Raw genomic sequence first — 21,868 nt, forward strand, 5'->3', positions numbered from 1 at the left:
GGTCCGCGACGCGGGCGGCGGCGGCGAGACGCGGGCGCACCTGGAGCGGGCCCGCGACCGGCTGCTCGGCGCGCTGCGCGGGCGGGCGCTGTTCGCCCACGAGGCCGGCGGCACCGGGCTGGTGCCGCGCTACCGGGCGCACGTCGGCTGCTTCGCCGACCAGGTGTACCCGATCCAGGCGCTGGCCAGGATCGGCGATGACGCGGCGGTCGCCGCCGCGGACTCCGTGGCCGAGGGGATCTGCGGGGCACAGGGCCCCGGCGGGCAGTGGTGGTGGCACTACGACGCCCGGACCGGCGCCGTGGTGGAGGGCTACCCCGTCTACAGCGTCCACCAGCACGCGATGGCGCCGATGGCCCTGCTCGACCTCGCCGACGCGGGCGGCGCGGACCGTCTCGACGCCGTCGCCAAGGGTGTGCGGTGGCTGTCGCGGCCGCCGGAGACGGGGACCTCCCTGCTCCCCGGACGCGAGCCCGGCGAACCCGTCATGACCTGGCGCAAGGTCGCCAGGAACGACCCCCGCAAGGCCGTGCGGGGGGTGCGTGCGGCGACCACCGCGCTACGGCCCGGCTGGCGCCTCGGCTCCCTCGACCGAAGGTTCCCCCCGGTCGCCGTCGACCGGGAGTGCCGTCCCTACGAGCTCGGGTGGCTCCTGCACACCTGGCTCGATCCCAGCACAAGGGAGTGACCATGAAGCCGCAGCGTCGCGAGCCGGATCGGCGGCATTTCCTCGGCGTCCACGTGGACCCCCTCACCATCGACGAGACCGTGGCGCGGTGCGTCAAGGCGGTCGAGGAGCGCGCGCCGATCACGATCGGCGTGCTGAACGCGGCCAAGATCGTTCGGCTGCGCAAGGACGCCCGGCTCAGCCGCGCGGTGCTGGGCTGCGACCTCGTCCTGGCGGACGGGCAGTCGGTGGTGTGGGCGGCCGGGCTGCTGCGCCGGCCGCTCCCCGAGCGGGTGGCGGGCATCGACCTGATGCTGGCGCTGCTGCCCGAGGCGGAGCGGCGCGGCCACCGGGTGTACTTCATGGGCGCCCGGCAGGAGGTGCTGGACCGGATGGTCGCCGAGGTGCGCCGCCGGTTCCCGCGCCTGGTCGTGGCCGGGACCCGGCACGGGTACTTCTCCTCCGCCGAGGCGCCCGCGATCGCCGACGAGATCCGCGAGGCGGGCGCCGACCTGCTGTTCATCGGCATCTCCTCGCCGATGAAGGAGCTGTTCGTGCGGGACTGGTCGCCACGGACGGGCGCGCAGGTCACGCACGGGGTCGGCGGCACGTTCGACGTGCTGGCCGGGGAGGTGCGGCGGGCGCCGGAGTGGTGGCAGCGCAACGGGCTGGAGTGGCTGTACCGGGTGCTGCAGGAGCCGTTGCGGCTCGGCCCGCGCTACTTCACGACGAACGGCGCGTTCGTCGCCATGGTGGCCGCGGAACTCCTGCGCGGCCGGCCCCGCCCGCGCGGCGCCGCCGGCGATCGACCGTGACCGCGGCGTACACCGCGCCGATCCCGCCGATCAGCAGGACGGCCAGCGCGGCGCGCGAGGGCCGTCCGACGACCGGAACCGGCCGGTCGCTGCCCGCGGCGATCTGCCAGGAGATGTACGAGCCCGGCTGCGCCCCCTGGGCCGCCTGGACGCGGCGCAGCCGGTCGCGGAGCACGCCGAGCACCTTGAGCAGCGTCTGGTGGGCCTGCTCGGGTGCGCGCGCCGTCGCGACCACGGTGAGGTAGGGCTGGTCGTGAATGGGCTGCTCCTGGTTGCCCCGGTTGGCGAGCAGCACCTGGAACCCCCGGTCGCCGCCCTCCGCCACCACCGCGCGCCGTCCGTCCCGCGAGTTCAGCCAGCGCGCGGAGACGTCGGCCATCGTGACCAGGGACGGCGTGAAGCTCGCGAAGGCGTTGCGCGGGAACGGCGACTTCGGCGACAGGAACGTGACGACGGACCGGGCCTCGTAGTCCGTCGGCAGGGTCTCCATGCGCCCTATCACGAGAACCGTCAGCACGATCGCGGTCATCGTCACCCAGAGGTTGCGCCGCAGGGCGGCCACGAAATCCCGAATCGCCACAAGCCGCTCCAGTCAGTGATGTCGTGTCATCGTGGCATGAGACGGACGGCGGGCGGTCGCGCTCGCCGGGTGTGGCCAGCACGGCGCCGATGGGCCCCGCCCCGGCGGAACGACGACGAGTGCCATGGAGGGGGACCAGTGGACCTGCTGGACTGGGTGGGCACCCTGCTGCGGAGATGGTGGCTGACGCTGCCGCTCTTACTGGCGGCGCTGCTCGCGGCGGGCGCGATCGCCGTGGTCACCCCGTGGAAGTACGAGGCGAAGGCGACCGCGGTGCTGCTCGCCTCGTCGGTCCAGGCCAAGGGCGCGGGCGGCAACCCGTGGCTCGTCTTCGACAGCTCGCTGACCGTCACCGCCGAGGTCCTCGGCCGCGAGATGATGGACCAGCGGACCGCCGCCGCGCTGCAGGCCAAGGGCCTCACCGCCACCTACGTGGTCGGCGTCGCCCCGGACTCGACGGGGCCGGTTCTGGCCATCGACGTCAGCGGCACCGACGCGGCCGGCGTCAAGGCGACGCTCGACGCGCTGCTGGCCCAGGTCCCCCAGCGGCTCGCCAGGCTCCAGTCGCAGGAGAGCGTGTCGCCGAACGCGCAGATCAAGATGAACGTCATCAGCGCCTCCCCGAAGGCGGCGCTGGTCGCCACCGACAAGATCCGCACCGTGGTCATGGTCCTGTTCCTCGGCATCGTGGTCGCCATCGCGGTGCCGCTGTTCGCCGAGGTGCTCGCCGAGCGCCGCCGCCGGGGCCGGGAGAGCGCGGCCGCCCCGCGCGACCCCGCGTCCGGACCACGCCGCCCCGGCACCACGGACACCGAGGCACCCCGGGACGAGGAGCCTCGCGACGAGGCGGAACCGAGACCCCGAGACCGCCCCAGGCCGAGACCAAGGCCCCTCAAGGCGACCCCCGAGACCACGGCGAAGCCCGAGGACACGGCCAAGCCCGGAAACACCACGACGCCCAAGGACGCGGTGAAGTCCGAGGACTCGGCGATGCGGGCGCCGGATACGCCGGAGTCGTACGGGCTGCTCACCTACCAGCCGCCGGAACGGCCCTCCGCCGCGCCCGCGGGCGCCAACGGGAGCGCGCCGCCCGAGGCGGAGCCGGCCGAGACGTCCGAGCCGGACGCCTAGAGCGCCGATGGTCCCGATCACGACGGCGGGCGACCGCCGGCAGGCGACGGGACGGAGCGTCCGCGGCCAGGTGGACGCGGTCACCGTCCTCAGCGTCTTCGTCGTCATGCTCACGGTGGTGCCCGCCCGCTTCGTCGTCGGCGCGCTCGGCGCCGCCGGCACGCCCGCCGGGATCATGGCGGTGCTCTGCCTGCTCTGGTACCTCAGCTCGCTGATCGCGACGCGGACGTCGCCGGTCCGGGGCGCGCAGCCGGTGCGCCCGGTCGTGGCCGTGTTCTGCTGCGCGATGCTGGCGTCCTACGCCGCGGCGAACATGCGCTACCTGCCGGGCCTGGAGGCCAACGCCGCCGACCGCGGGCTGATCCTCACCGCCGGCTGGGCCGGGATCGCGCTACTGGCCGCCGACGGCGTGCCGCGGCCGGACCGGCTGGAGGCGGTGCGGCGGCGGCTGGTGGCGGGCGGCGGCTTCATCGCCGCGCTCGGCTGCCTGCAGTTCTTCACCGGCCTGGACCTGGCGGGCCGGCTGGCGTTCCCCGGCCTGAGCGCGAGCACCGACTACACCTCCCTGCTGAGCCGCGACGACTTCAACCGGCCGATGGCGACCGCGACCCACCCGATCGAGTTCGGCGTGGTGCTGGCGATGCTGCTGCCGCTCGCCCTGCACGGCGCCGTCCACGCCGCGCCGGAGCGGCGGGCGCGGCGCTGGTTCCTGGTCTGCATGATCCTCGTCGTGCTGCCGATGACGGTGTCCCGCTCGGCGATCCTCGGGCTGGCGGTGGTCTGCGCGGTGATCCTGCCGATCTGGCCGGCCCGGTGGCGGGTCGTGTCGGTCCTCGCGCTCGGCGTGTTCATGGTGGGGCTGCGCGCCGTCGTCCCCGGGCTGATCGGCACGCTGACGAGCCTGGTGTCCGACATCGGCTCCGACTCCAGCACCACCACGCGGACCGACGACTACGTCGTGCTCGGCAACACGTTCGTGCACCGGCCGTGGCTCGGCCGCGGGTTCGGCACGTACCTGCCGCAGAGCTACCGGATCCTGGACAACCAGTACCTGCTGTCGGCGGTCGAGACCGGTGTGGTCGGGGTCGCGGCGCTGCTCACCGTGCTGCTCGCGGGCTGGTTCCTGGCCCGGTCGGCGCGCCGCGCGTACCTGGCCGGGCAGGACGCCGAGAACGCGCACCTGGCGCAGTGCTTCGCCGCGTCGATGGCGGTGGCGCTGTTCTCGTTCTTCACCTTCGACGCGTTCAGCTTCCCGATGGTGTCGAACCTGGCGTTCCTGCTGCTCGGGTGCTGCGGCGCGCTGTGGCGCATGAGCCGCCCGGAGCCGGACGGACCGGGCTGACCGCTCCCCCGGACCTCACCGGAAGGTCAGGGCAGGACGGGACGTCCCGTGTCCGACCAGACGTTGCCCTTCCACACGTTGCCCCGCCCGCGCGGCTCGAACGCGGTGACCGGCCCGAAGTAGCCGCCGTTCTTGTACACGCTGCGGCTGAACACGTTCCGCAGGATCCGGATGTTGGACGAGACCCCGAACTTTCCCTTGCCCCCGTAGAGGGCGTAGCCGCCGCCCCCGAGGAGGTTGCCCTCCACGGTCGTGTCGTAGGCGCGGCCGAAGTCCTGGTAGATGGAGACGGCGGACGTCTGGCCGAGCGGATTCAGGGCCACGTTGTGGCGGATGACGAGCGACAGCCCCGGCGCGGGCCCGGAGTTCGAGGCGATGCAGGCGACGTGGTCGCCGGGGAACTCCTTGAGCCGGTGGATCACCGAGTCCTCGATGAGGCCGTGGTCTGTGCCGATGCCGTCGGCGACCGTGTGGATGTGGACCTTGCGGACGGTCAGCATCCCGCCCTGGTTGAGGATGCCGAACTGCGCCTTGCGCTTGCCGTCACCGTTGATCTCGGTGTTCTCCACCCGCAGGTTGGACGCGCCCTTGCGCTGGATGATGCCCCACTCCCCCTCCGCGATGAGGTGGGTGTTGCGGATCGTGACGTCGCTCGCCGCGACGTTGATCTCGGTGCGGACGAGCAGCCCGTCGATGACCGTGCCGCGCTTGCGGATCGTGATCGGGCCGCTCGGCCGCAGCCGCCGGCCGGCCGGGACCCCGGCCGTCCGCAGCGTCGGCCAGCCGATCCGCGCGCCCTCGCCGCCCGCCGGATCCTGGGTCTTCAGCTTCAGCGGCGGCGCCGGGACCGCGGAGGCGGAGGCGGCCGCGGGCGGCGGCGCCGACACCGGGGGGCGCGCCGGAGCCGTGACCGCGGTGCTTTTGGCATCGTTCCCGCCGTCCGAGCAGGCGGTGAGGCAGCCCGCCGCGAGGACGGCCGCCAGCAGCGGCGCGAGCACCGCCGGGCGCCGCGTCCCGCGCGGGGTCTTGCCGGGGTTCCTATGGGGAGCCCTGCTCGGGTTGCCCAGAGCCATGGCCGTTTCCTTTCAGCCGAGGATCTTGCGTAGGGCGCCGGCGACCCGGTGCTGCTGTTCCTCGGTGATCTGCGGGAACATCGGCAGCGACAGGATCCGCGCGGCGGCGGCCTCGGCGACCGGGAAGTCGCCGGGGCCGTGACCGAGATGCCGGAAGGCCGGCTGGAGGTGCACGGGCACCGGGTAGTGCACCCCGGTCCGCACCCCCAGCTCGCCGAGCCGGGTGGCGACCTCGTCCCGGCGGGGGACTTGGACGACGTACAGGTGCCAGACGTGCTCGGGTCCCGCCGGGGGCGGCGGGACGAGGCCGGGCACGTCCGCGAGCAGGTCGTGGTAGCGCGCGGCGGCGGCGGCGCGGCGCTCGTTCCAGTCGGCGAGGCGGCTTAGCTTGGCCCGCAGGACGACCGCCTGGAGGGTGTCCAGCCGCGAGTTGAAGCCCACGACCTCGTGCCGGTACTTGCGCTCGCTGCCGTGGTCGCCGAGCAGCCGGACGGCCGCGGCCAGCTCGGCGGAGTCGGTGACCACGGCCCCGGCGTCGCCGTAGGCACCGAGGTTCTTGCCCGGGTAGAAGCTGGTCGCGGCGATGGCGCCGGCGACCATGCGCCCGTCCAGGACGGCGCCCTGCGACTGGGCGGCGTCCTCCAGCACCGGCGGGCCGAGCTCGGCCAGCGGCCCCACCGGCGCCAGCCGCCCGTACAGGTGGACGGGGACGACGGCGGCGGTGTCCGGGCCGACGGCCGCCGCGGCGAGCGCCGGGTCGATCAGCAGGTCGCCGGGGCGGGCGTCCACGAGGACGGGGCGGGCGCCCGCCCGCGCCACGGCCTCGGCGGTGGCGACGAACGTGTTGGCGGGCAGCACGACCTCGGTGCCCGGCCCGGCGCCGAGGGCGCGCAGGGCCAGTTCGAGCGCGTCGGTGCCGTTGGCGGCGCCGACGCAGTGCGCGACACCGGTGAACCGGGCGTACTCCCGCTCGAACGCGGCCACGTCCGGGCCCTGGACGAAGGCGGTGGCGGCCAGCACGCGGTCGAACCCGGCGCGGACCTGCCGGTCCACCTCGGCGTGCGCGGCGGCCAGGTCGACGAAGGGGACGTCGTCGGGCATCAGGCTTCCTTCCGGTGCGGTGCGGGACGCAGGAGACGCGCGGGGGAACCGGCCCAGACCTCGCCGGGCGGCACGTCGGCCAGGACGACCGAGCCCATGCCGACCAGGGCGCCGGCGCCGATCGTGACGCCCTCCCGGACGAGCGCCCCGGCGCCGAGGTAGGCGCCGGCGCCGACCCGGACGGAGCCGCCGAGCCGGACGCCGGAGGCGATGGTCGCGTGGTCCTCGACGACGTCGTCGTGGGTGACGGTGACATGCGGCATGATCGCGACGTGCGCGCCGACCCGGGCGGAGGCGGTGAGCACGGTCTGGGCGAGCACGACCGTGCCGTGCCCGATCCGCGAGGACGGCGACACCCACGCGGACGGGTGCACGATCGTCGCGTACCGCGCCGCGGGCAGCGCGAGCCGCCGCACGATCCGCTCCCGGCTGTGCTGGTCGCGCGGGCTGCCGGTGCAGACGACGACGCGGGCGGCGGGCAGCGCCGCCACGTCCCGCGGCCCGCCGATGACGGGCACGCCGTCCACCAGCAGGCCGCGCCGCGGGGCGTCCTCGGCGAAGCCGGCCAGCCGCCAGTCCGGCAGCGCGGTCACCGCCTGCGCCGTCTCCCGGCCGAGCCCGCCCGCGCCGAAGATCACCAGATCAGGCATCCGCGCCCTCCAGGGTCCGCAGCCCGTTCAGCGCGCCGCGCGTGCGGCGCAGCAGCAGCCCGATCACCGCGAGGGCGACCAGCCCGGCCACGACGAGCGCCGCCAGGTCCAGGGGGATCGCCGCGTGCGCCGCGACGGCGGCGAGCCCGACCGCGCCGGCGAGCGCCGCCGGGGGCGCCACGCGGGCCAGCACGGCGCGCACGCCGACCCCCGACCGGTGCAGCTCCGACAGGTAAAGGGGCAGGACGACCAGCGCGGCGACCGCGACGTGAGCCGCGCCCACGCCCGGGATGCCCTTCACCCGCGCGCCCACGACCAGCGCCGGGACGAGCACCACCAGCCAGACGACCTGGACGGTGAACACCGCGCGGGTGCGGGCCAGCACCACGAAGAAGTCGTACATCAGCTCGAACATGATCCGCATCCCGCCGAGCAGGCCGAGCCACAGCAGCGCGTCCGCCGCCGGACCCCACCGGTCCCCGTACACCAGCCCGATCAGCGGCTCGGCGGCGCCCGACAGCAGCAGGCAGACCGGCAGGGTCAGCCCGGCGAGGAGCCCCGCGGTGGACAGGAACGCCCCGCGCAGCGCGGGCGGGTCGTGCTGGAGCCGGGCGAACGCCGCCGGGGCGACGCTCCGCACGGGCTGGGAGAACATGGTGACCGGCCAGTTCGACAGGTTGAACGCCAGCACGTAGAAGCCGAGCGCGGTCGCGCCGAGCGCGTGCCCGACGACGACCTGGTCGACGGTCGCGACCGCGAAGACCACGATGCTCGACCCGGCCAGCGGCAGCCCGAAGCGCAGCAGCGCCCGCGCCCGCTCCCGGTCGAACCCGAACCGCAACCGGCCGGGCGCCGCCCACACCAGCAGCACGGCCGAGACCGCCGAGCCGGCCAGCCGCCCGACGGCCAGGCTCATCGCGCCCGTCCCGGTCGCCGCCAGCGCGATCGACACCAGCGCGCCGCCCCAGTTGTTCACCTGGTCGGCGAGCATCTTGCGGTCCTGCCGGAAGCCGCGCTGCAGCAGCGCCGCGGGCACCGCCACCAGCCCGCTCACCACGACGCTCAGGGTCAGCAGCCGGATCACGCCCGCCGCGGCGGGCGCGCCCATCGCCGCCGCGAACGCCGGCGCGCCGGCGAAGCAGCCCGCGTAGATCAGCACGCTGGAGGCCACCGAGATCGTCGCGACCGTCGGCGCGATCTCGGCCGGGTCGCCGGGCCAGCGGACGATGGCCAGGCTCACGCCGAGCTCGTGGAAGCTGAGCACCGCCAGCAGCGCGACCATCGCGACCGCGAACACGCCGAACTCCGCGGGGCCGAGCAGCCGGGCCAGCGCGATCCCGATCGCCAGCGTCCCGAGCCGTCCCACCGCCGTGTTGACCAGGCTCCACCCGAGCGCCCGGGACGCCTTCCCGAAAAGGGAGTCCTCGTCCCCGACGGCCAGCCGCATCAGCCGCCCTCCCGGCCGGCCCCGGCCCCGGCGGCGAGCCCGCGCGGGGTGGTGCCGGCGACGGCGTTGAAGTCGTCCCGGGGGACGGGGCCGCGCAGGCGGGCGGCCTTGCGGACCGCCTTGTAGAGCGCGACGCGGGGCGCGGTCGCCGCCGCGTCCCAGCGGACGGCCACCGACCGCGCCGACGCCTCGGCGACGGCCCGGGTGTAGATCGCCTCCTGGACCCGCGCGGCGCGCTCCAGGCCGTAGCGCTCGGTGACGAGCCGGCGGCCGTAGCCGCCGAGCTCCGTGCGGCGCGCCTCGTCCCCGATCAGCTCGCGCAGGATCTCCTCCAGCCGGTCGGCGCCCCGCCCGCCGACGCCGTACCAGCCCTGGTCGAGGAAGGTGGCGCTGGTCTCGGGGGTGAGCGGCTCGAAGAACCCGCGCTCGCCCTGGACGATCAGCGGCCGGGCGAACGCGAGGGCGCGCAGCGCGGAGCCGCCCATGCCGAGGGCGATCGACGCGGCGGCGTAGGCGGGCCGCGGGTCGTCCAGCTGCCCGGTGAGGACGACGACGCGATCGCCCGCGCGGGCGTTGGCCTCGGCGGCGCGGGCCCGCACCTCGGCGCGGGCCGGGCCGTCGCCGACGATGACCAGCCGCACCTCGCCGGCCAGCCGCGCGGCGACCTCGATGGCCGTGAGCAGGCCCTCCAGCTTGAGCTCGGGGGCGAGCCGGCTCACCACCACGAGGTCGAGCGGGCCGGGGTCCAGGCCGAAGCGCGCGCGGAACTCGGCGTCGGGGTGGCCGGGCGCGTTGGCCTCGACGTCCACGGGCGGCTCGATGAGGTGGACGGTGCCGGGGCGGCGGCCGCGCCGGTCCAGGACGGTCCGCCGGATCTGCTCGGTGCCCACGACGAGCGGGAGCGAGGGCGGCAGGAACGGCGCGACCGCCATCGACATCACCGTGCACACGGCGGCGGCGCGGGGCCGGCCCCGCGCCGCGTAGTAGGCGTCGACGCCCGGCGGCCATTCGTAGCCGTGCACCACGTCGAGGCGGCGGGCGGCGACGAGCCCGCGCAGCATCCGGACCGTCGACGGCGCGGGCCGGCGCCGCGCCGGGTCCAGCGGCACGTACTCCAGCCCGGTGCGGTGCACCAGGTCCACCAGGGGGCCTGGCTCACCGGCGACCATGACCTCGTGACCGAGGTCGCGTACGGCTCCGGCCAGCTCGATCGCGTTGATCTGGCTGCCGCCGATCTCCATGGCGTGGGTGTAGACGAGGATCCTCATGCGTGCGCCGCCACCGACCGCACGACCCGGTCCTGCTGCTCGGCCGTCATGTCGTGGAACAGCGGCAGGATCAGCGACCGGGCGGTGAACCGGTCGGTCACCGGCAGGTCCGCCGCGACGCCGGCGTAGGCGGGCTCGCGGTGCGCGGCCATGATGCCTCGGCGAGCCGAGACGCCGTCGTCGAGCATCCGCTGCAACAGCTCGTCGCGGCCGATGGGGAAGTCGTCGGGCAGCAGGATCCAGAACGACTGGTAGTTGGTCCGGCCGTAGGGCGGGTCGCCGACGCAGGCGAGACCGGGCACGTCGGCGAGCATCCGCCGGTACCGCGCGGCCAGGTCGCGGCGGCGCGCGACGATCGCGTCCAGCCGGGTGAGCTGGACGAGGCCCAGCGCCGCCTGGAGGTCGGTCATGCGGTAGTTGAAGCCGGTCTCCCCGTACTCCTCCAGGACGACCCGGGCGCTGCCGTGCCGGTCGGCGGCGCTCACGCTCATGCCGTGCTCGCGGAGCCGCCGCGCGCGGCGCGCCCCGGCCTCGTCCCGCAGGGTCAGCATGCCGCCCTCGCCGGTCGTGAGGAGCTTGCGCGGGTGGAACGACCACGCGGCGTACTCGGCCCCGGCGCCCGCCGGGCGGTCCTTGTAGACCGAGCCGACGGCGCACGCGGCGTCCTCGATGACGGTGACGCCGAGCGGGTCGCACACGCCCCGGACGGCGTCGAGGTCGGCGGGGACACCGCCCTGGTCCACCAGGATCACCGCGCGGGTCCGCGGGGTGAGCGCCGTCTCGACGTCCTTGGCGGTGAGGTTGCCGGTGCCCGCGTCGACGTCGGCGAAGACGACGCGCGCGCCCGCGTGCCGGACGACGTTGGCGGTGGCGATGAACGACAGGGAGGGGACGATCACCTCGTCGCCCGGTCCGACCCCGGCGAGCAGCAGCGCCAGGTGCAGCGCGGTCGTGCACGACGACGCGGCGACGGCGTGGGGCGCGCCCAGCCGCTCGGCGAACGCGCCCTCGAACGCGGCGACGCGCGGCCCCTGGGCCACCCATCCCGACCGGACGACCGCGGCGACGGCCACGGCCTCCTCCTCGCCCAGCACGGGCCTGATGACGGGGATCACGGTGCGGGTTCCTCCTGTCGGGCGGGGTCGGGGTCCAGGTCGAGCATCCGCGCCAGCACTCCGGCGCGGTGCGCCCAGTCGTGCCGCGCCGCGAACTCCCGGCGCCGGGCGACCAGGTCCGGGGCCGGCTCGGCGGCCAGCTCCCGCTCCACGGCGCGGACGAAGCCGTCCACGGTGGACGCGGACCGGATCAGCTCGGCGCCGCCGGGCGTCGCGCGCAGCCACCGGGTCGCGGGCAGGTCGGTCGACACGACGGCGCGCCCGGCGGCGAGGTAGTCCAGGGTCTTGATGGGAAAGCTCGCGCGGTTGAAGCCGTCCAGCGCGTACGGGGTCAGCCCGACCCGGATCGTGGCGAGGTAGGACGGCAGCTCGGCGAACGGCTTGCGGCCCGTCCAGCAGACGCCGGGCCGTTCGGTCAGCGCGCGGAACCGGGCCGGCTGGAACCCCGGCTCGTGCGGCCCGACGAGCAGCAGCGGATGCCCCGCCTCGGCCACCGCCTCCAGCAGCGCGAGGTCGATGCGCCCGTTGATGTGCCCGGCGAAGCCCGCGGCGGGGCGGTCGAAGCGGGGCACGTCCGCCGGCCACGGCGCCGACTCCATCCCGGCGTACGCCTCGGGGGCGCAGCCGGTCGGGATGAGCACCGGGTCGTGCCCCTGCGCGCGGAAGGCCTCGGCCATGTGCGGCGACACGACCGCGAACCCGTCCGCGCGGGCGATCATCGACTCCTGCGCCGCCGCGAGCCGCCGCCGCGGCAGCCCGAACAGCTCGGCCCCGGCGACCAGGTCGTCGGTGAGGTACAGGACGGTCCGCGTGCCCGGCACGGCGCCGATCAGGTCCGCGCCGGTCGCGACGACCACGGCCGTGACCGGCGAGTCCAGCTCAGCCGCGAGCCGCCGGGCCGCGGTGCGCGCGGCCCGGCGGACGAGCGCGTTCGTGACCCGGTACATTCCGGGCCGGTACGCGCCGGGCAGCACCCGCGGGCACAGCCGCCACAGCCGCGGCCCGAGCCGGCGCAGGGCCTCCCCCCGCACCGAGTCGGCGAGGTGCGGGTGCAGCAGCGGCGTCGTCACCGACACCGGCGGGTCGACGTACAGGACGGGCACCGACACGGACAGCCGGTCCACGAGCTGCCGGTCCGTCCCGGCCAGGCCCGCGTAGGCCGACCCGCCGAAGTAGACGATCACGCGGGGTCCCGCCGGGCGTCCCGCCACCAGGCGACCAGCCGGCGCAGGCCCTCGTCCAGGTCGACCTGCGCCTTCCAGCCGAGCGCCCGCTGCGCGGCGGACACGTCGGCGAGCCGCCGGGTGACCCCGTTGACCGCGCGCGGCGGCCCGAACTCCAGCCCGAGGTCCTCGGCGTCCATGATGCGCAGCAGCGCCTCGGCCAGCTCGCGCAGGCTGGTCTCGGTGCCGCTGCCGATGTTGAAGACCGTGTCGGTCACGTCCGCCTCGGCGGCCAGGAGGTTCGCGCGGGCGATGTCCTCGGTGTAGACGAAGTCCATCGTCTGCTCGCCGTCGCCGAGGATGAGCGGCGGCTTCCCGTCCGCGATCCGCTCCATCCACCGGATCAGCACCTCGGTGTACAGGCCGTGGACGTCCATCCTCGGCCCGTACACGTTGAAGTAGCGCAGCGCGACGTAGTCGAGGCCGCGCATGGCGTGGAAGCTGCGCAGCATGCCCTCGTTGAACGTCTTGGCGGCGCCGTAGAAGGTGTCGTTGTCCCACGGGTGGTGGTCCTCGGGGGTCGGGAACTCCTCCGCCAGCCCGTACACCGACGCCGACGAGGACGCCACGACCTTGCCGACCCCGCGGTCGGCGGCGGCCTCGACCACCTCGAAGGTCCCGTCGACCAGGACCTCCAGCGCCAGCCTCGGCTCCTGCGCGCACTGGGTGATGCGGATCGCGGCGAGGTGGAACACCACGTCCACGCCGTCCATCAGCGACCGGACCAGGGCCCGGTCGCGGATGTCGCCCTCCACCACCCGCACCGCCCGGCCCGCGCCGGCGAGGTTGGCGCGGCGGCCCCGGACGAAGTTGTCCAGGACGACCACGTCGGCCGCGCCCGCCGCGGCGAGCTGGTCGACGACGGCGGACCCGATGGTCCCCGCACCGCCGGTGACCAGGCAGCGGGATCCTTCGATCATGCGTACTCCTCGGAGCCGTTCTCAACGGGGACGAGGGCGCCCCCCGCGGCGACGCTGCGGGTGGCGGCCTCGAGCAGCGCGACGACCCGCAGGCCGGCGCCGCCGTCGGTGGTCGCGGGGCGCCGCTCGGCGATGGCCGCGGCCAGCTCGGCCATGACCTCGCGCAGCGCCTCCCGCTCGGGCAGCGCCGGGACGAGGATGTCACCGACGCGGTAGGAGATCAGGGCGGCCCGCCGCTCGTCGTGGCCGAGCGAGCCCACCGGGGCCAGGTCGACGCCGCGGTCGTACACCGCGAGCCGCTGGACGGGGTTCAGGTCGTCCCAGACGATCGTGCGCCGGGACCCGCCGATCACCGTCGTCCGGATCTTGGTGGGGCTCAGCCAGTTGACGTGCACGTGCGCCATGACGCCGGTGGACAGCAGCACCGACAGGTGCGCCACGCACAGCCGGCCGGCGTCGATCGGGTCGCTGCCGCGCGCGGCGACGGCCTCGACGCGGACGCCGTCGGGCAGCACGTAGTCCAGGATCGACAGGTCGTGGGGGGCGAGGTCCCACAGCACGTCCACGTCCGGCTGGACGAGGCCGAGGTTGATGCGCACCGAGTCGACGAACTGCACGTCGCCGATCTCACCGCCGTGGATCAGCTCCCGGATCTTGCGGACCGCCGGGGTGTAGCAGTAGGTGTGGTCGCACATCAGGACGAGACCGGACCGGGCGGCGAGCTCCACCAGCTTGGCGCTCTCGTCGGCGCTCGGCGTGAGCGGCTTCTCCACCAGCACGTGCTTGCCCGCCTCTAACGCGGCCCGGACCAGGTCGAAGTGCGTGGCGGCGGGCGTGGCGACGGCGACGGCGGCGACGTCCGGGTCGTCCAGGACCCGCTGGTAGGACGACGTCGCGCGGACGGTCGTGTACGGGCCGAGCACGGCGCGGGCCCGCTCCTCGTCGAGGTCGCACAGCCACTCCAGCCGCAGGGCCGGGGTCGCCTGCGCCGTCCGCACGAGGTTCGGGCCCCAGTATCCGGCGCCGACCACGGCCAGGCCGATGGGCGTCATCTCCGTGATCTCCTCAGGGTTGGGTTGTGGTGAACACGACGTCGACCCAGTAGTTCGAGGTGGACGCGGTGCCGGGGAACCCTCCGGGCCCGTAGGCGTACACGCCGTTGGGACCGTCGGTGCCCGAGCGGAGGGCGTGCAGCGGCGGCGCGTCCACCCCGGCGTTCTCGAAGCCGCCGGTGTCGGCCGCGTAGTGCCCCTTCGGTGCCAGGTAGGACACGATGTAGGTCGTCCCGGCCGTCACCTGGACGGGCGTCGCGAACCTGACCTCCTGCCACCCCGAGGTGGACTCGGCGCCGAACGTGGCGGTCGCGAGCCGGGTGCCGTCGGGCTTCCACAGGCTGCCGGTGTGCGCGCCGGTGTTGTCCGCGCCCTTGTAGAACCGGACGCCGGTGACCCAGCCGTTGGCGTCGGCGCGGAACTTCATGCCCAGCTCCACCGAGGAGGAGTCGTCCACGTCCGGTATCTGCGGCGCGTCCTCGTCGGCCCAGACCGAGCACGGGCAGGTGCCCGGCGAGGTCTGCCGCGCGGTCGTGAACGACCAGGTGCGCGCGGCGGCCAGGGCGTTGCCCGCGAGGTCCTTCGCGCCGTCGACCTTGACGGTGTACTTGGTGTTCCAGGCGAACGGGGACGAGGGCGTGAACGCGGACGTGCGGCTCGCCGGGTCGTAGCCGACCGAGCCCGGCACCGCGGCGCCGCCGGGGCCGGTGACGGTGAACTGCACCGTGGCGCCCTGGACGGGCTCGTCGAAGGTCGCCGACGGGCGGGCGGCGCGCGGCACGCTGGTCGCCCCGTCCGCCGGGCCGACCGCGTCGATGGTCGGCGGGGTCGTGTCGCCGGGCGCGATGAGCGTGAACACCGGGTCGACCCAGTAGTTCGAGCCGCCGTAGGTCTCGTTCGGGAACCGCGAGGAGGAGGCGTAGGCGTACAGGCCGTTGCCGCCGCCCGCGTCGCTGGACGGCGCGTGCAGCGGCGCGTTGTCGTAGGCGTTGCCGAAGGCCCCGCCGTCGGCGGCGTAGTTGCCCTTCGGCGCGAAGTAGGAGGCGACGTAGGACGTCCCGCCGGTGACCGCGACCGGCGCGGAGAAGGTCACGGTCTGCCAGCCGGACGCGGTCTCGCCGGTGAACGTCCCCGAGGCCAGCCGGGTGCCGTCGGATCGCCACAGGCTGCCGGTGTGCGTGCCGGTGTTGCCGGCGCCCTTGTAGAACCGGACGCCGGAGACCCAGCCGTTCTGGTCCGGGGAGAACCGGACGCCCAGCTCGACCGCTCCGGCGTCCCCGGCGGACGGCGTGCCGGGGACGGCGTCGCTGGCGAACAGCGTGCAGGGGCACGACCCGGACGTGGTGAACGACCACTGGACGGTGCCGGTCTGGGTGTTGCCCGCGATGTCCTTGGCCCCGCTGACGCTCGCGGTGTACCGGGTCGCCGCCGCGAGCCCGGCCGACGGCGCGAACGTCAGCACCCGGCCGGACGCGTCGAGCGTCGTGGTGCCCGCGACCTGCTGCCCGCCGGGACCGGCGACGGTGAACGCCGCCGTCCCGGGCCGGATCGCCTCGTTGAACGTCACCGTCACCTTGCCGCCGGTGGGGACGCTCGTCGCGTCGTTGCCGGGGCTCTTGGCGGCGACCGCCGGGGGCGTCGTGTCGGGCGGCGGCGAGTACACGACGTCCACCCAGTAGTTCGTCGACCCCGACGACTGGTTCGGGAAGCCGCGCACGCCGTACTTGTACACGCCGTTGCCGCCGCCGTTCCCGTCGGCGAGCGCGTGCAGCGGCGGGTTGTCGGCCGCGCGGGACAGCCCGCCGTAGTCGGCCGAGTACCAGCCCTTGGTCGTGTGGTACGAGGCGACGTAGGTCGTCCCGGCGGTCACCTGGACGGGCGTGGCGAAGGTGACCTCCTGCCAGCCCATCGTGGACTCGTTCGTGAACGTGGCGTTCGCGAGCTGCTGCCCTGACGCCGTCCACAGGGTGCCGATGTGGGTGCCGTCGTTGTTGCGCCCCTTGTAGAAGCGGATGGCCTTGACGGACCCGTCGCGCTCGGCGGTGAACCGGACGCCCAGTTCGAGCTCGTTGCGGTCGTCGACGCCCTCGATCGCGGGAGTCGTCTCGTCCGGCCAGATGCTGCACGGGCACACGCCGGGCTGAGGGGTCGCCTTGGCGGTGGTGAAGGAGTAGGTGAAGTCCTGCATCGGGTTGCCCGCGTCGTCCTTGGCCCCGGTGACGGTGGCGGTCAGCCTGGTCGCCGCGGGCAGCGGCGAGGACGGCGCGAGGGTCAGGACCGTCCGGGACGCGTCCAGGCTCGCCGACGCGGCCAGCCCCGTGGTCCCGTTCTTCAAGCTGAAGACGGCCGTGCCCGCCTGCACGGGCTCGCTGAACGTCACCGAGGGCCGGACCCCCGTGCTCACGCTCGACGACCCGGAGTACGGGGTGTTGTCGATGACGGTGGGCGCCACCGTGTCCGGCGGCTTGACGGTCACGAAGTTCACGTCGACGTAGTAGTTGCCGCCGCCGTAGGTCGAGGAGGGGAAGCCGCTGTTCCCCGACCGGTACACGCCGTTCCCGCCGTCGGGCTGCGCCTTGGGTGCCGTAAGGGGCGGGCTCACGTGCGGGCTGACGGCGAAGTACCCGGGATCGGCCGCGTAGTGGCCGTTCGGGGCGTAGTAGGACGCCACGTACGTCGTGCCCGCGTCGATCTGCACGGCGGACGGGAACGAGGCGGTCTGCCATCCGGACGCGGTCTCGCCGGTGAAGGTCGTGGTCGCGAGCCGCGTGCCGTCGGCCTTCCACAGGCTGCCGGTGTGCGTGCCGGTGTTGCCCGTCCCCTTGTAGAAGCGGACTCCGGTCGCCCAGCCGGACACCGAGGAGGTGAACTTGACCCCGGCCTCCAGCGCCGTGGTGTCGGTGTCGGCGGGCGTCGCCGGCACGGTCGAGTCGCCGAACAGCCTGCACGGGCAGTTCACGGTCACCGCGGCCCCGGCGCCCGGCGTCTCCAGGTTGCCGCTGTCGTCGACGGCGCGCGTCTTGATCGTCACCGGGCCGTTGCCGGTGGCGTCCCACTTGTAGGTCCACGTCCCGCGGCCCTCGGCCGGATGCCAGGTCGCGCCGCCGTCGGTGGACACCTCCACGCCCCCGACCACGCCGCCCACGTCCGTCGCCGTCCCGCTGACGGTCAGCGTGCGGCCGTTGACCGTCGAGGTGCCGGGCAGCGGCGACGTGATCAGCGAGACCGGGGCGGTGCGGTCGGCGGACGCCGTGGCGCGGGTGAGGCCGTTCTGCAGGGTGAGGGGCTGCACGCCCATGTCGGCGAGCAGGTTGACGGTCGCCTGCCGCATGTTCGGGTCGGGCGAGGACGGCGCCTCCCCCGGGCCGTCGTGGTTGGCGTCCAGGCCCCACGACCACTGGACGGTCCCCCCGCCGAAGACCAGCGCGCCGCTCGGCGCCCGGTAGAGCGTCAGGTGGTGCGTCGCGGTGCCGGGCGCGACGTTGGTGCCGTAGTCGATGAGCTTCTCGGGCACGTTCGCCGTCGTGGACGACATCCGGACCAGGCCCGCGGGCCGCGCGCCGTTGTCGAGATCCTCGTCCCACTCGTACCCGACGGTCTGGTCGGCGAGCGTCATGGTCGCCCCGGCGGCCTGGCTCGCCACGGCGGTCCCCCGCCAGAACCGCATCTTGCCGTCCGCGGCGGGCACCTTGAGCGCGACGCCGCAGCAGTTCACCGTCCAGATCGTCCCGGTGAGGCCGTTCTCGGGGCGGCCGCCGTCGGCGGGCGGGCTGAACCGGGGGTCGCGCCAGCTCCCCGTCCACTGCGGGGTCGGGTCGATCTTGGCGTTGGCGCGGGTCTCCTTGTAGGTGACCAGCGTGCGGTAGGCGACGTTCGACCCGTCGGTGCTGGCCTCCCAGCGCGTCTTCCAGAACACCTCGTTGCCGCTGAAGAACGCCAGGTGCACGCCCGCGTCGCGGGCGGCCTCCACGTTGGCGCGCTCGTTGCCGGACCAGTACTCGTCGTGCCCGACCGACAGGAACGCCTTGTGATTCTTCAGCAGGGGGCCGCGCTGGTCGGCGTCGGCGCTGCCCAGGTAGCTGACGTCGTAGCCGTTGGCCTCCAGGTAGCGGACCATCGGGTACTCGTTGGCCCACACGAAGTCGCGGCCCCAGGGCGTGTTCTCCCGGGTGCTGAACGGCCGGTTGTAGCTGACCTTGACGGCCCGTCCGGGCGCGGCGGTGCTGTCGCCGAAGTACAGGCTGTTGCCGCCCCAGCGGTTGTAGGCCTGCCAGGTGCTGTCGGACGTCTTGAACAGCAGGTCGGAGTGGCTCGCGTCGTTACGGACGACGAACACGATGTGGTTGTCGTCCGTCGTGCCGTCGGTGCGGACGATGTGCGCGAAGTAGATCCCCGACACCGCCGAGGACGGCACCTGCCAGGTCGCCGAGACGCCCCACGCGCCGCAGTCGATGACGCCGGTCGCGTCGTCGGTGCGACACGACGGCTGGCGTTGCGGAAGCGTCGCCGACGGATTCACCGAGTCGACTTTTCGGGCGCCATTACCGCCGTAATAGCCCATCCGATAAATATCGATCGAGTAGGACCGCGCGGGGGTGTTGACTTTGAACTGCACCTGCTGCCCGACATTGACGCTGAAGCTCGTGGAGAAACCCTCGATGGTCTGACCTCCACCGGAGATCTTCTCCCACTCCGAAGAGGGCGACCCGGCCTTGGAATTCTCGCAGGCGACCGGATTGCCACCGCTGTCGCATGGCCCGGCCGCGGCCGTCACCGCGGGCTGCGCCAGCGCCGCCAAACCCGTTGCCATCAGGGCGAACACCGTCAGCAGCAGTGCGGTCACCCGGTTCGCCCCACGACCGCCCGCGCGCGTCCCCGGCTTTATCACGACGCCCGTGACCTGACCATGAGTCCCCCCAGGCCCCACCCCGTTGTGAGCGAAACAGCGGACGCCCGATCGAGGTCCGCGTTCGCACCGACCACCGGCCCGAAAAGGGCCCGACAAAAGCACTCCGAACTATAGGGGGGAATGCTCCGGGCGATGCCGGATTGGCCGGTGGTGGCCTAGACGACCCAGGGATCACGTCTAGGCCGGACTGAGGCGTCCGCCCGACTCGATGTACTCCTCGCCGGTGCGCGGGCACCGCCAGCGCGGGCCGTCCTGCGCGGCGCCGGCGTCCCGGCCGTCCGCCTTGTCGAGCGGCTCCCCGGCGCGGCCGACCCAGCCGATCCGCCGGGCCGGGACGCCCACGACGAGCGCGAAGTCCGGAACGTCCCGGGTGACGACGGCGCCCGCCCCGACGAGCGCGAACCGGCCGACCGTCCGGCCGGCGACCACGACGGCCCGCGCGCCGACCGAGGCGCCCTCCCGCACCGTCACGCCGAGCGCCTCCCAGTCGCCGGGCCGTTTGAGGGCGCCGTCCACGTCCAGGGAGCGCGGGTAGGGGTCGTTGGTGAGCACGGCGGCGGGACCGATGAACACCCCGTCCTCCAGCACCGCCGGCTCGTAGACCAGGGCGTGGTTCTGCAGCTTGACCCCGTCGCCGAGGCGGACGCCCGGACCGACGTAGGCGCCGCGGCCGATGACGCAGTCCGCGCCGAGGACGGCGTCCTCGCGCACCTGCGCCAGGTGCCAGACGGTGGTCCCGCCGCCGATCCGCGCGCGCTCGTCGACGTCCGCGCTGGGAAGTATGCGAGTTTCGCCCATGGGGTGCCTCCGGGAGGTGACTGGTTCATACTCACCACTTGTGGTGAGCATCGTGATCCCCGCGCACAACGAGGCCCGCGTCCTCGGCCGCCTGCTGGACGGCCTGCTGGAGGGGGCGGCGCCGGGCGAGCTGGACATCGTCGTCGTCCCGAACGGGTGCACCGACGGGACGGCGCGGGTGGCCGCCGCGTACGGCGCGGCGGTCCGGGTCGTGGAGTCGCGCGAGGCGTCCAAGGCGGCGGCGCTGCGGCTCGGCGACGCGGCGGCCCGCGGGTTCCCCCGCCTGTACGTGGACGCGGACGTCGAGCTGCGCACCGGGGACGTCCGGGCGCTGGCCGCGGCGCTGGACCGGCCGGGCGTCCGCGCGGCGGCGCCCGCCCGGCGGCTGGACATGACGGGCCGGGCGTGGCCCGTCCGCTCCTACTACCGGGTGTGGACCAGGCTGCCGGAGGTCCGGCGCGGGCTGTTCGGCCGCGGCGTCGTCGGCGTGACGCGCGCCGGGCACGACCGGCTCGCCGCGCTGCCCGGCGTGATCGCCGACGACCTGGCGTCCTCGCTGGCGTTCGCCGCCGGGGAGCGGACGGTCGTCGGCACGGCGCACGTCACGGTGCACCCGCCGCGCACGCTCGGCGACCTGCTGCGGCGGCGCGAGCGGGCGGCCGCCGGGGTCGAGCAGCTCGAACGGGCCGGGCTCGACCAGCCGGGCGGCTCGGCGCGCACCCGCCCCGCCGACCTCGCCGCGCTGGTGCGGCGGGAGCCGCTGCTCGCGCCGCACGTCGGGGTGTTCCTCGCGGTCGCGGTGATCGCGCGGGCCCGGCGGTCGCGGCGGCGCGGCGACTACTCGCAGTGGCAGCGGGACGAGAGCAGCCGCGCCTGATCCCGTCACCGGGCGGTCCCGGCGCGGATCGCCGGACGAGTCCCCGAGCGGATCACCGGCGGGTCACCGGGCAGGGAACCGGGCGGGGCACCGGCGGGGCCAGCCGGCGGCCCAGGTACGGCGCTCGGCCCAGAGGCGGCGCCAGTCGGCGCCGCCCGTGGTGGGGCGGCCCTGGCGTTCCGGACGGGCGGCGAGCACCCGGCCGAGCAAGGTCCGCGCGAGGACCCCGGCCAGCAGCAGCCCCACGCCCGCCGACCGGGTCCCGCGCGGCAGGTGGCGGCGCAGCAGCGTCGCCTTCCCGGTGAACAGCAGCAGCAGCTTGCCCGCGCTGGTGGACGACCCGCCGCCCTCGTGCCGGTAGACGGCCCGCCCGGTGACCGCGGGCCGGTACCCGAGCGCCGCCGCGCGCAGGCACAGGTCGGCGTCCTCCCCGTACATGAAGAAGTCGCGGTCGAACCCGCCGGTCTCGTCCCAGAGCCGCTTCGAGACGAGCATGAACCCGCCGGTGACGACCGGCACGGAACGCGTCTCGGCCGCCGTGCCCGACCAGGGCCGCGGCGACTCGGGGTCGAAGACGCGGCTGCCGGGGAACAGCGAGCTGAGCAGCGAGGCGAAGCAGAACGCGCCCCACAGGCCGGGCCGCCCCCACCACGAGCGGGGGTCGGCGGAGCCGTCGGGGGCGACGCAGCGCCCGCCGACGATCCCGGCGCGCGGGTCGGCGCGGGCGCACTCCAGCAGCGCCTCGACGCTCCCCGGCTCGGGCACCGCGTCGGGGTTGACGAACACCAGCCAGGGGAAGCGCGCCCGCGCGGCGCCCTCATGGCAGCCGAACGCGAACCCGCCGTTGAGATCGGAAGAGCGTCGTGTAGGGAAAGAGTGTAGATCTCGGTGGTCGCCGTA

At 74.7% G+C, this 21,868-nt stretch carries 18 protein-coding genes; 5 read left to right on the top strand and 13 right to left on the bottom strand.

Features of this window, described 5'->3' with window-relative positions; genetic code table 11:
- Together E1291_RS42230 and E1291_RS25335 are read left to right on the top strand one after the other, a co-directional pair.
- The coding region (locus tag E1291_RS42230; RefSeq protein ID WP_207400929.1) for a hypothetical protein at positions 1–688 on the top strand (688 nt) is incomplete at its 5' end.
- A gap of 2 nt (positions 689–690) precedes the next feature.
- Positions 691–1,482, top strand: coding sequence for a WecB/TagA/CpsF family glycosyltransferase (locus E1291_RS25335; RefSeq protein WP_131740487.1), 792 nt, complete (start codon positions 691–693; stop codon positions 1,480–1,482).
- On the opposite strand, the gene E1291_RS25340 is transcribed toward E1291_RS25335, so the two are convergent.
- Positions 1,391–2,062: a hypothetical protein gene (locus tag E1291_RS25340; protein WP_131740488.1), complete on the bottom strand. Its 672-nt coding sequence runs from the start codon at positions 2,060–2,062 to the stop codon at positions 1,391–1,393. The two genes, E1291_RS25335 and E1291_RS25340, sit on opposite strands and share 92 nt — an antisense overlap.
- Positions 2,063–2,200: 138 nt before the next feature.
- Here E1291_RS25340 and E1291_RS25345 point away from each other — a divergent pair, with 138 nt between their 5' ends.
- Positions 2,201–3,193, top strand: a complete 993-nt coding sequence (locus tag E1291_RS25345; protein ID WP_131740489.1) for a YveK family protein — start codon at positions 2,201–2,203, stop codon at positions 3,191–3,193.
- 7 nt (positions 3,194–3,200) lie between these two features.
- The gene (locus E1291_RS25350) at positions 3,201–4,535 is read left to right on the top strand and encodes an O-antigen ligase family protein (RefSeq protein WP_131740490.1); all 1,335 of its coding nucleotides are present in this window, start codon (positions 3,201–3,203) and stop codon (positions 4,533–4,535) included.
- Positions 4,536–4,561: 26 nt separating this feature from the next.
- On the opposite strand, the gene E1291_RS25355 is transcribed toward E1291_RS25350, so the two are convergent.
- The 11 genes from E1291_RS25355 to E1291_RS25405 form a co-directional block, all read right to left on the bottom strand.
- Positions 4,562–5,608 (bottom strand): right-handed parallel beta-helix repeat-containing protein, encoded by a 1,047-nt coding sequence (locus tag E1291_RS25355; protein ID WP_131740491.1) that lies wholly within the window; start codon positions 5,606–5,608, stop codon positions 4,562–4,564.
- 12 nt (positions 5,609–5,620) lie between these two features.
- Complete coding sequence (locus E1291_RS25360; RefSeq protein WP_131740492.1) at positions 5,621–6,709, bottom strand: DegT/DnrJ/EryC1/StrS family aminotransferase; 1,089 nt, start codon at positions 6,707–6,709, stop codon at positions 5,621–5,623.
- Positions 6,709–7,359: a NeuD/PglB/VioB family sugar acetyltransferase gene (locus tag E1291_RS25365; protein ID WP_131740493.1), complete on the bottom strand. Its 651-nt coding sequence runs from the start codon at positions 7,357–7,359 to the stop codon at positions 6,709–6,711. Before E1291_RS25365 ends, E1291_RS25360 begins: the two co-directional genes overlap by 1 nt.
- Positions 7,352–8,806: an oligosaccharide flippase family protein gene (locus E1291_RS25370; protein WP_131740494.1), complete on the bottom strand. Its 1,455-nt coding sequence runs from the start codon at positions 8,804–8,806 to the stop codon at positions 7,352–7,354. The genes E1291_RS25365 and E1291_RS25370 overlap by 8 nt, the downstream gene beginning before the upstream one ends.
- A complete protein-coding gene (locus tag E1291_RS25375) occupies positions 8,806–10,074 on the bottom strand; it encodes a glycosyltransferase family 4 protein (protein ID WP_131740495.1) in 1,269 nt (422 codons plus the stop codon). The genes E1291_RS25370 and E1291_RS25375 overlap by 1 nt, the downstream gene beginning before the upstream one ends.
- Positions 10,071–11,189 (bottom strand): DegT/DnrJ/EryC1/StrS family aminotransferase, encoded by a 1,119-nt coding sequence (locus tag E1291_RS25380; RefSeq protein WP_207400930.1) that lies wholly within the window; start codon positions 11,187–11,189, stop codon positions 10,071–10,073. The genes E1291_RS25375 and E1291_RS25380 overlap by 4 nt, the downstream gene beginning before the upstream one ends.
- A complete protein-coding gene (locus E1291_RS25385) occupies positions 11,186–12,373 on the bottom strand; it encodes a glycosyltransferase (RefSeq protein ID WP_131740496.1) in 1,188 nt (395 codons plus the stop codon). The genes E1291_RS25380 and E1291_RS25385 overlap by 4 nt, the downstream gene beginning before the upstream one ends.
- On the bottom strand, positions 12,370–13,332 hold the full coding sequence (locus tag E1291_RS25390; RefSeq protein ID WP_131740497.1) for an NAD-dependent epimerase/dehydratase family protein: 963 nt from the start codon (positions 13,330–13,332) through the stop codon (positions 12,370–12,372). The genes E1291_RS25385 and E1291_RS25390 overlap by 4 nt, the downstream gene beginning before the upstream one ends.
- Positions 13,329–14,384: a Gfo/Idh/MocA family protein gene (locus E1291_RS25395; RefSeq protein WP_131740498.1), complete on the bottom strand. Its 1,056-nt coding sequence runs from the start codon at positions 14,382–14,384 to the stop codon at positions 13,329–13,331. The genes E1291_RS25390 and E1291_RS25395 overlap by 4 nt, the downstream gene beginning before the upstream one ends.
- Positions 14,385–14,397: 13 nt before the next feature.
- Positions 14,398–19,227 (bottom strand): DUF4082 domain-containing protein, encoded by a 4,830-nt coding sequence (locus tag E1291_RS25400; RefSeq protein ID WP_131740499.1) that lies wholly within the window; start codon positions 19,225–19,227, stop codon positions 14,398–14,400.
- 243 nt (positions 19,228–19,470) lie between these two features.
- Positions 19,471–20,091: an acyltransferase gene (locus tag E1291_RS25405; protein ID WP_131740500.1), complete on the bottom strand. Its 621-nt coding sequence runs from the start codon at positions 20,089–20,091 to the stop codon at positions 19,471–19,473.
- Between the two features lie 43 nt (positions 20,092–20,134).
- Here E1291_RS25405 and E1291_RS25410 point away from each other — a divergent pair, with 43 nt between their 5' ends.
- Positions 20,135–20,968, top strand: coding sequence for a glycosyltransferase family 2 protein (locus E1291_RS25410; protein ID WP_207400931.1), 834 nt, complete (start codon positions 20,135–20,137; stop codon positions 20,966–20,968).
- Positions 20,969–21,031: 63 nt separating this feature from the next.
- Here the strand turns inward: E1291_RS25410 and E1291_RS45415 are convergent.
- The coding region (locus tag E1291_RS45415) for a glycosyltransferase family 2 protein (protein WP_131740502.1) at positions 21,032–21,868 on the bottom strand (837 nt) is incomplete at its 5' end.

The sequence above is a fragment of the Actinomadura roseirufa genome (assembly GCF_900659635.1).
In the GTDB taxonomy this organism is placed as follows: domain Bacteria; phylum Actinomycetota; class Actinomycetes; order Streptosporangiales; family Streptosporangiaceae; genus Spirillospora; species Spirillospora roseirufa.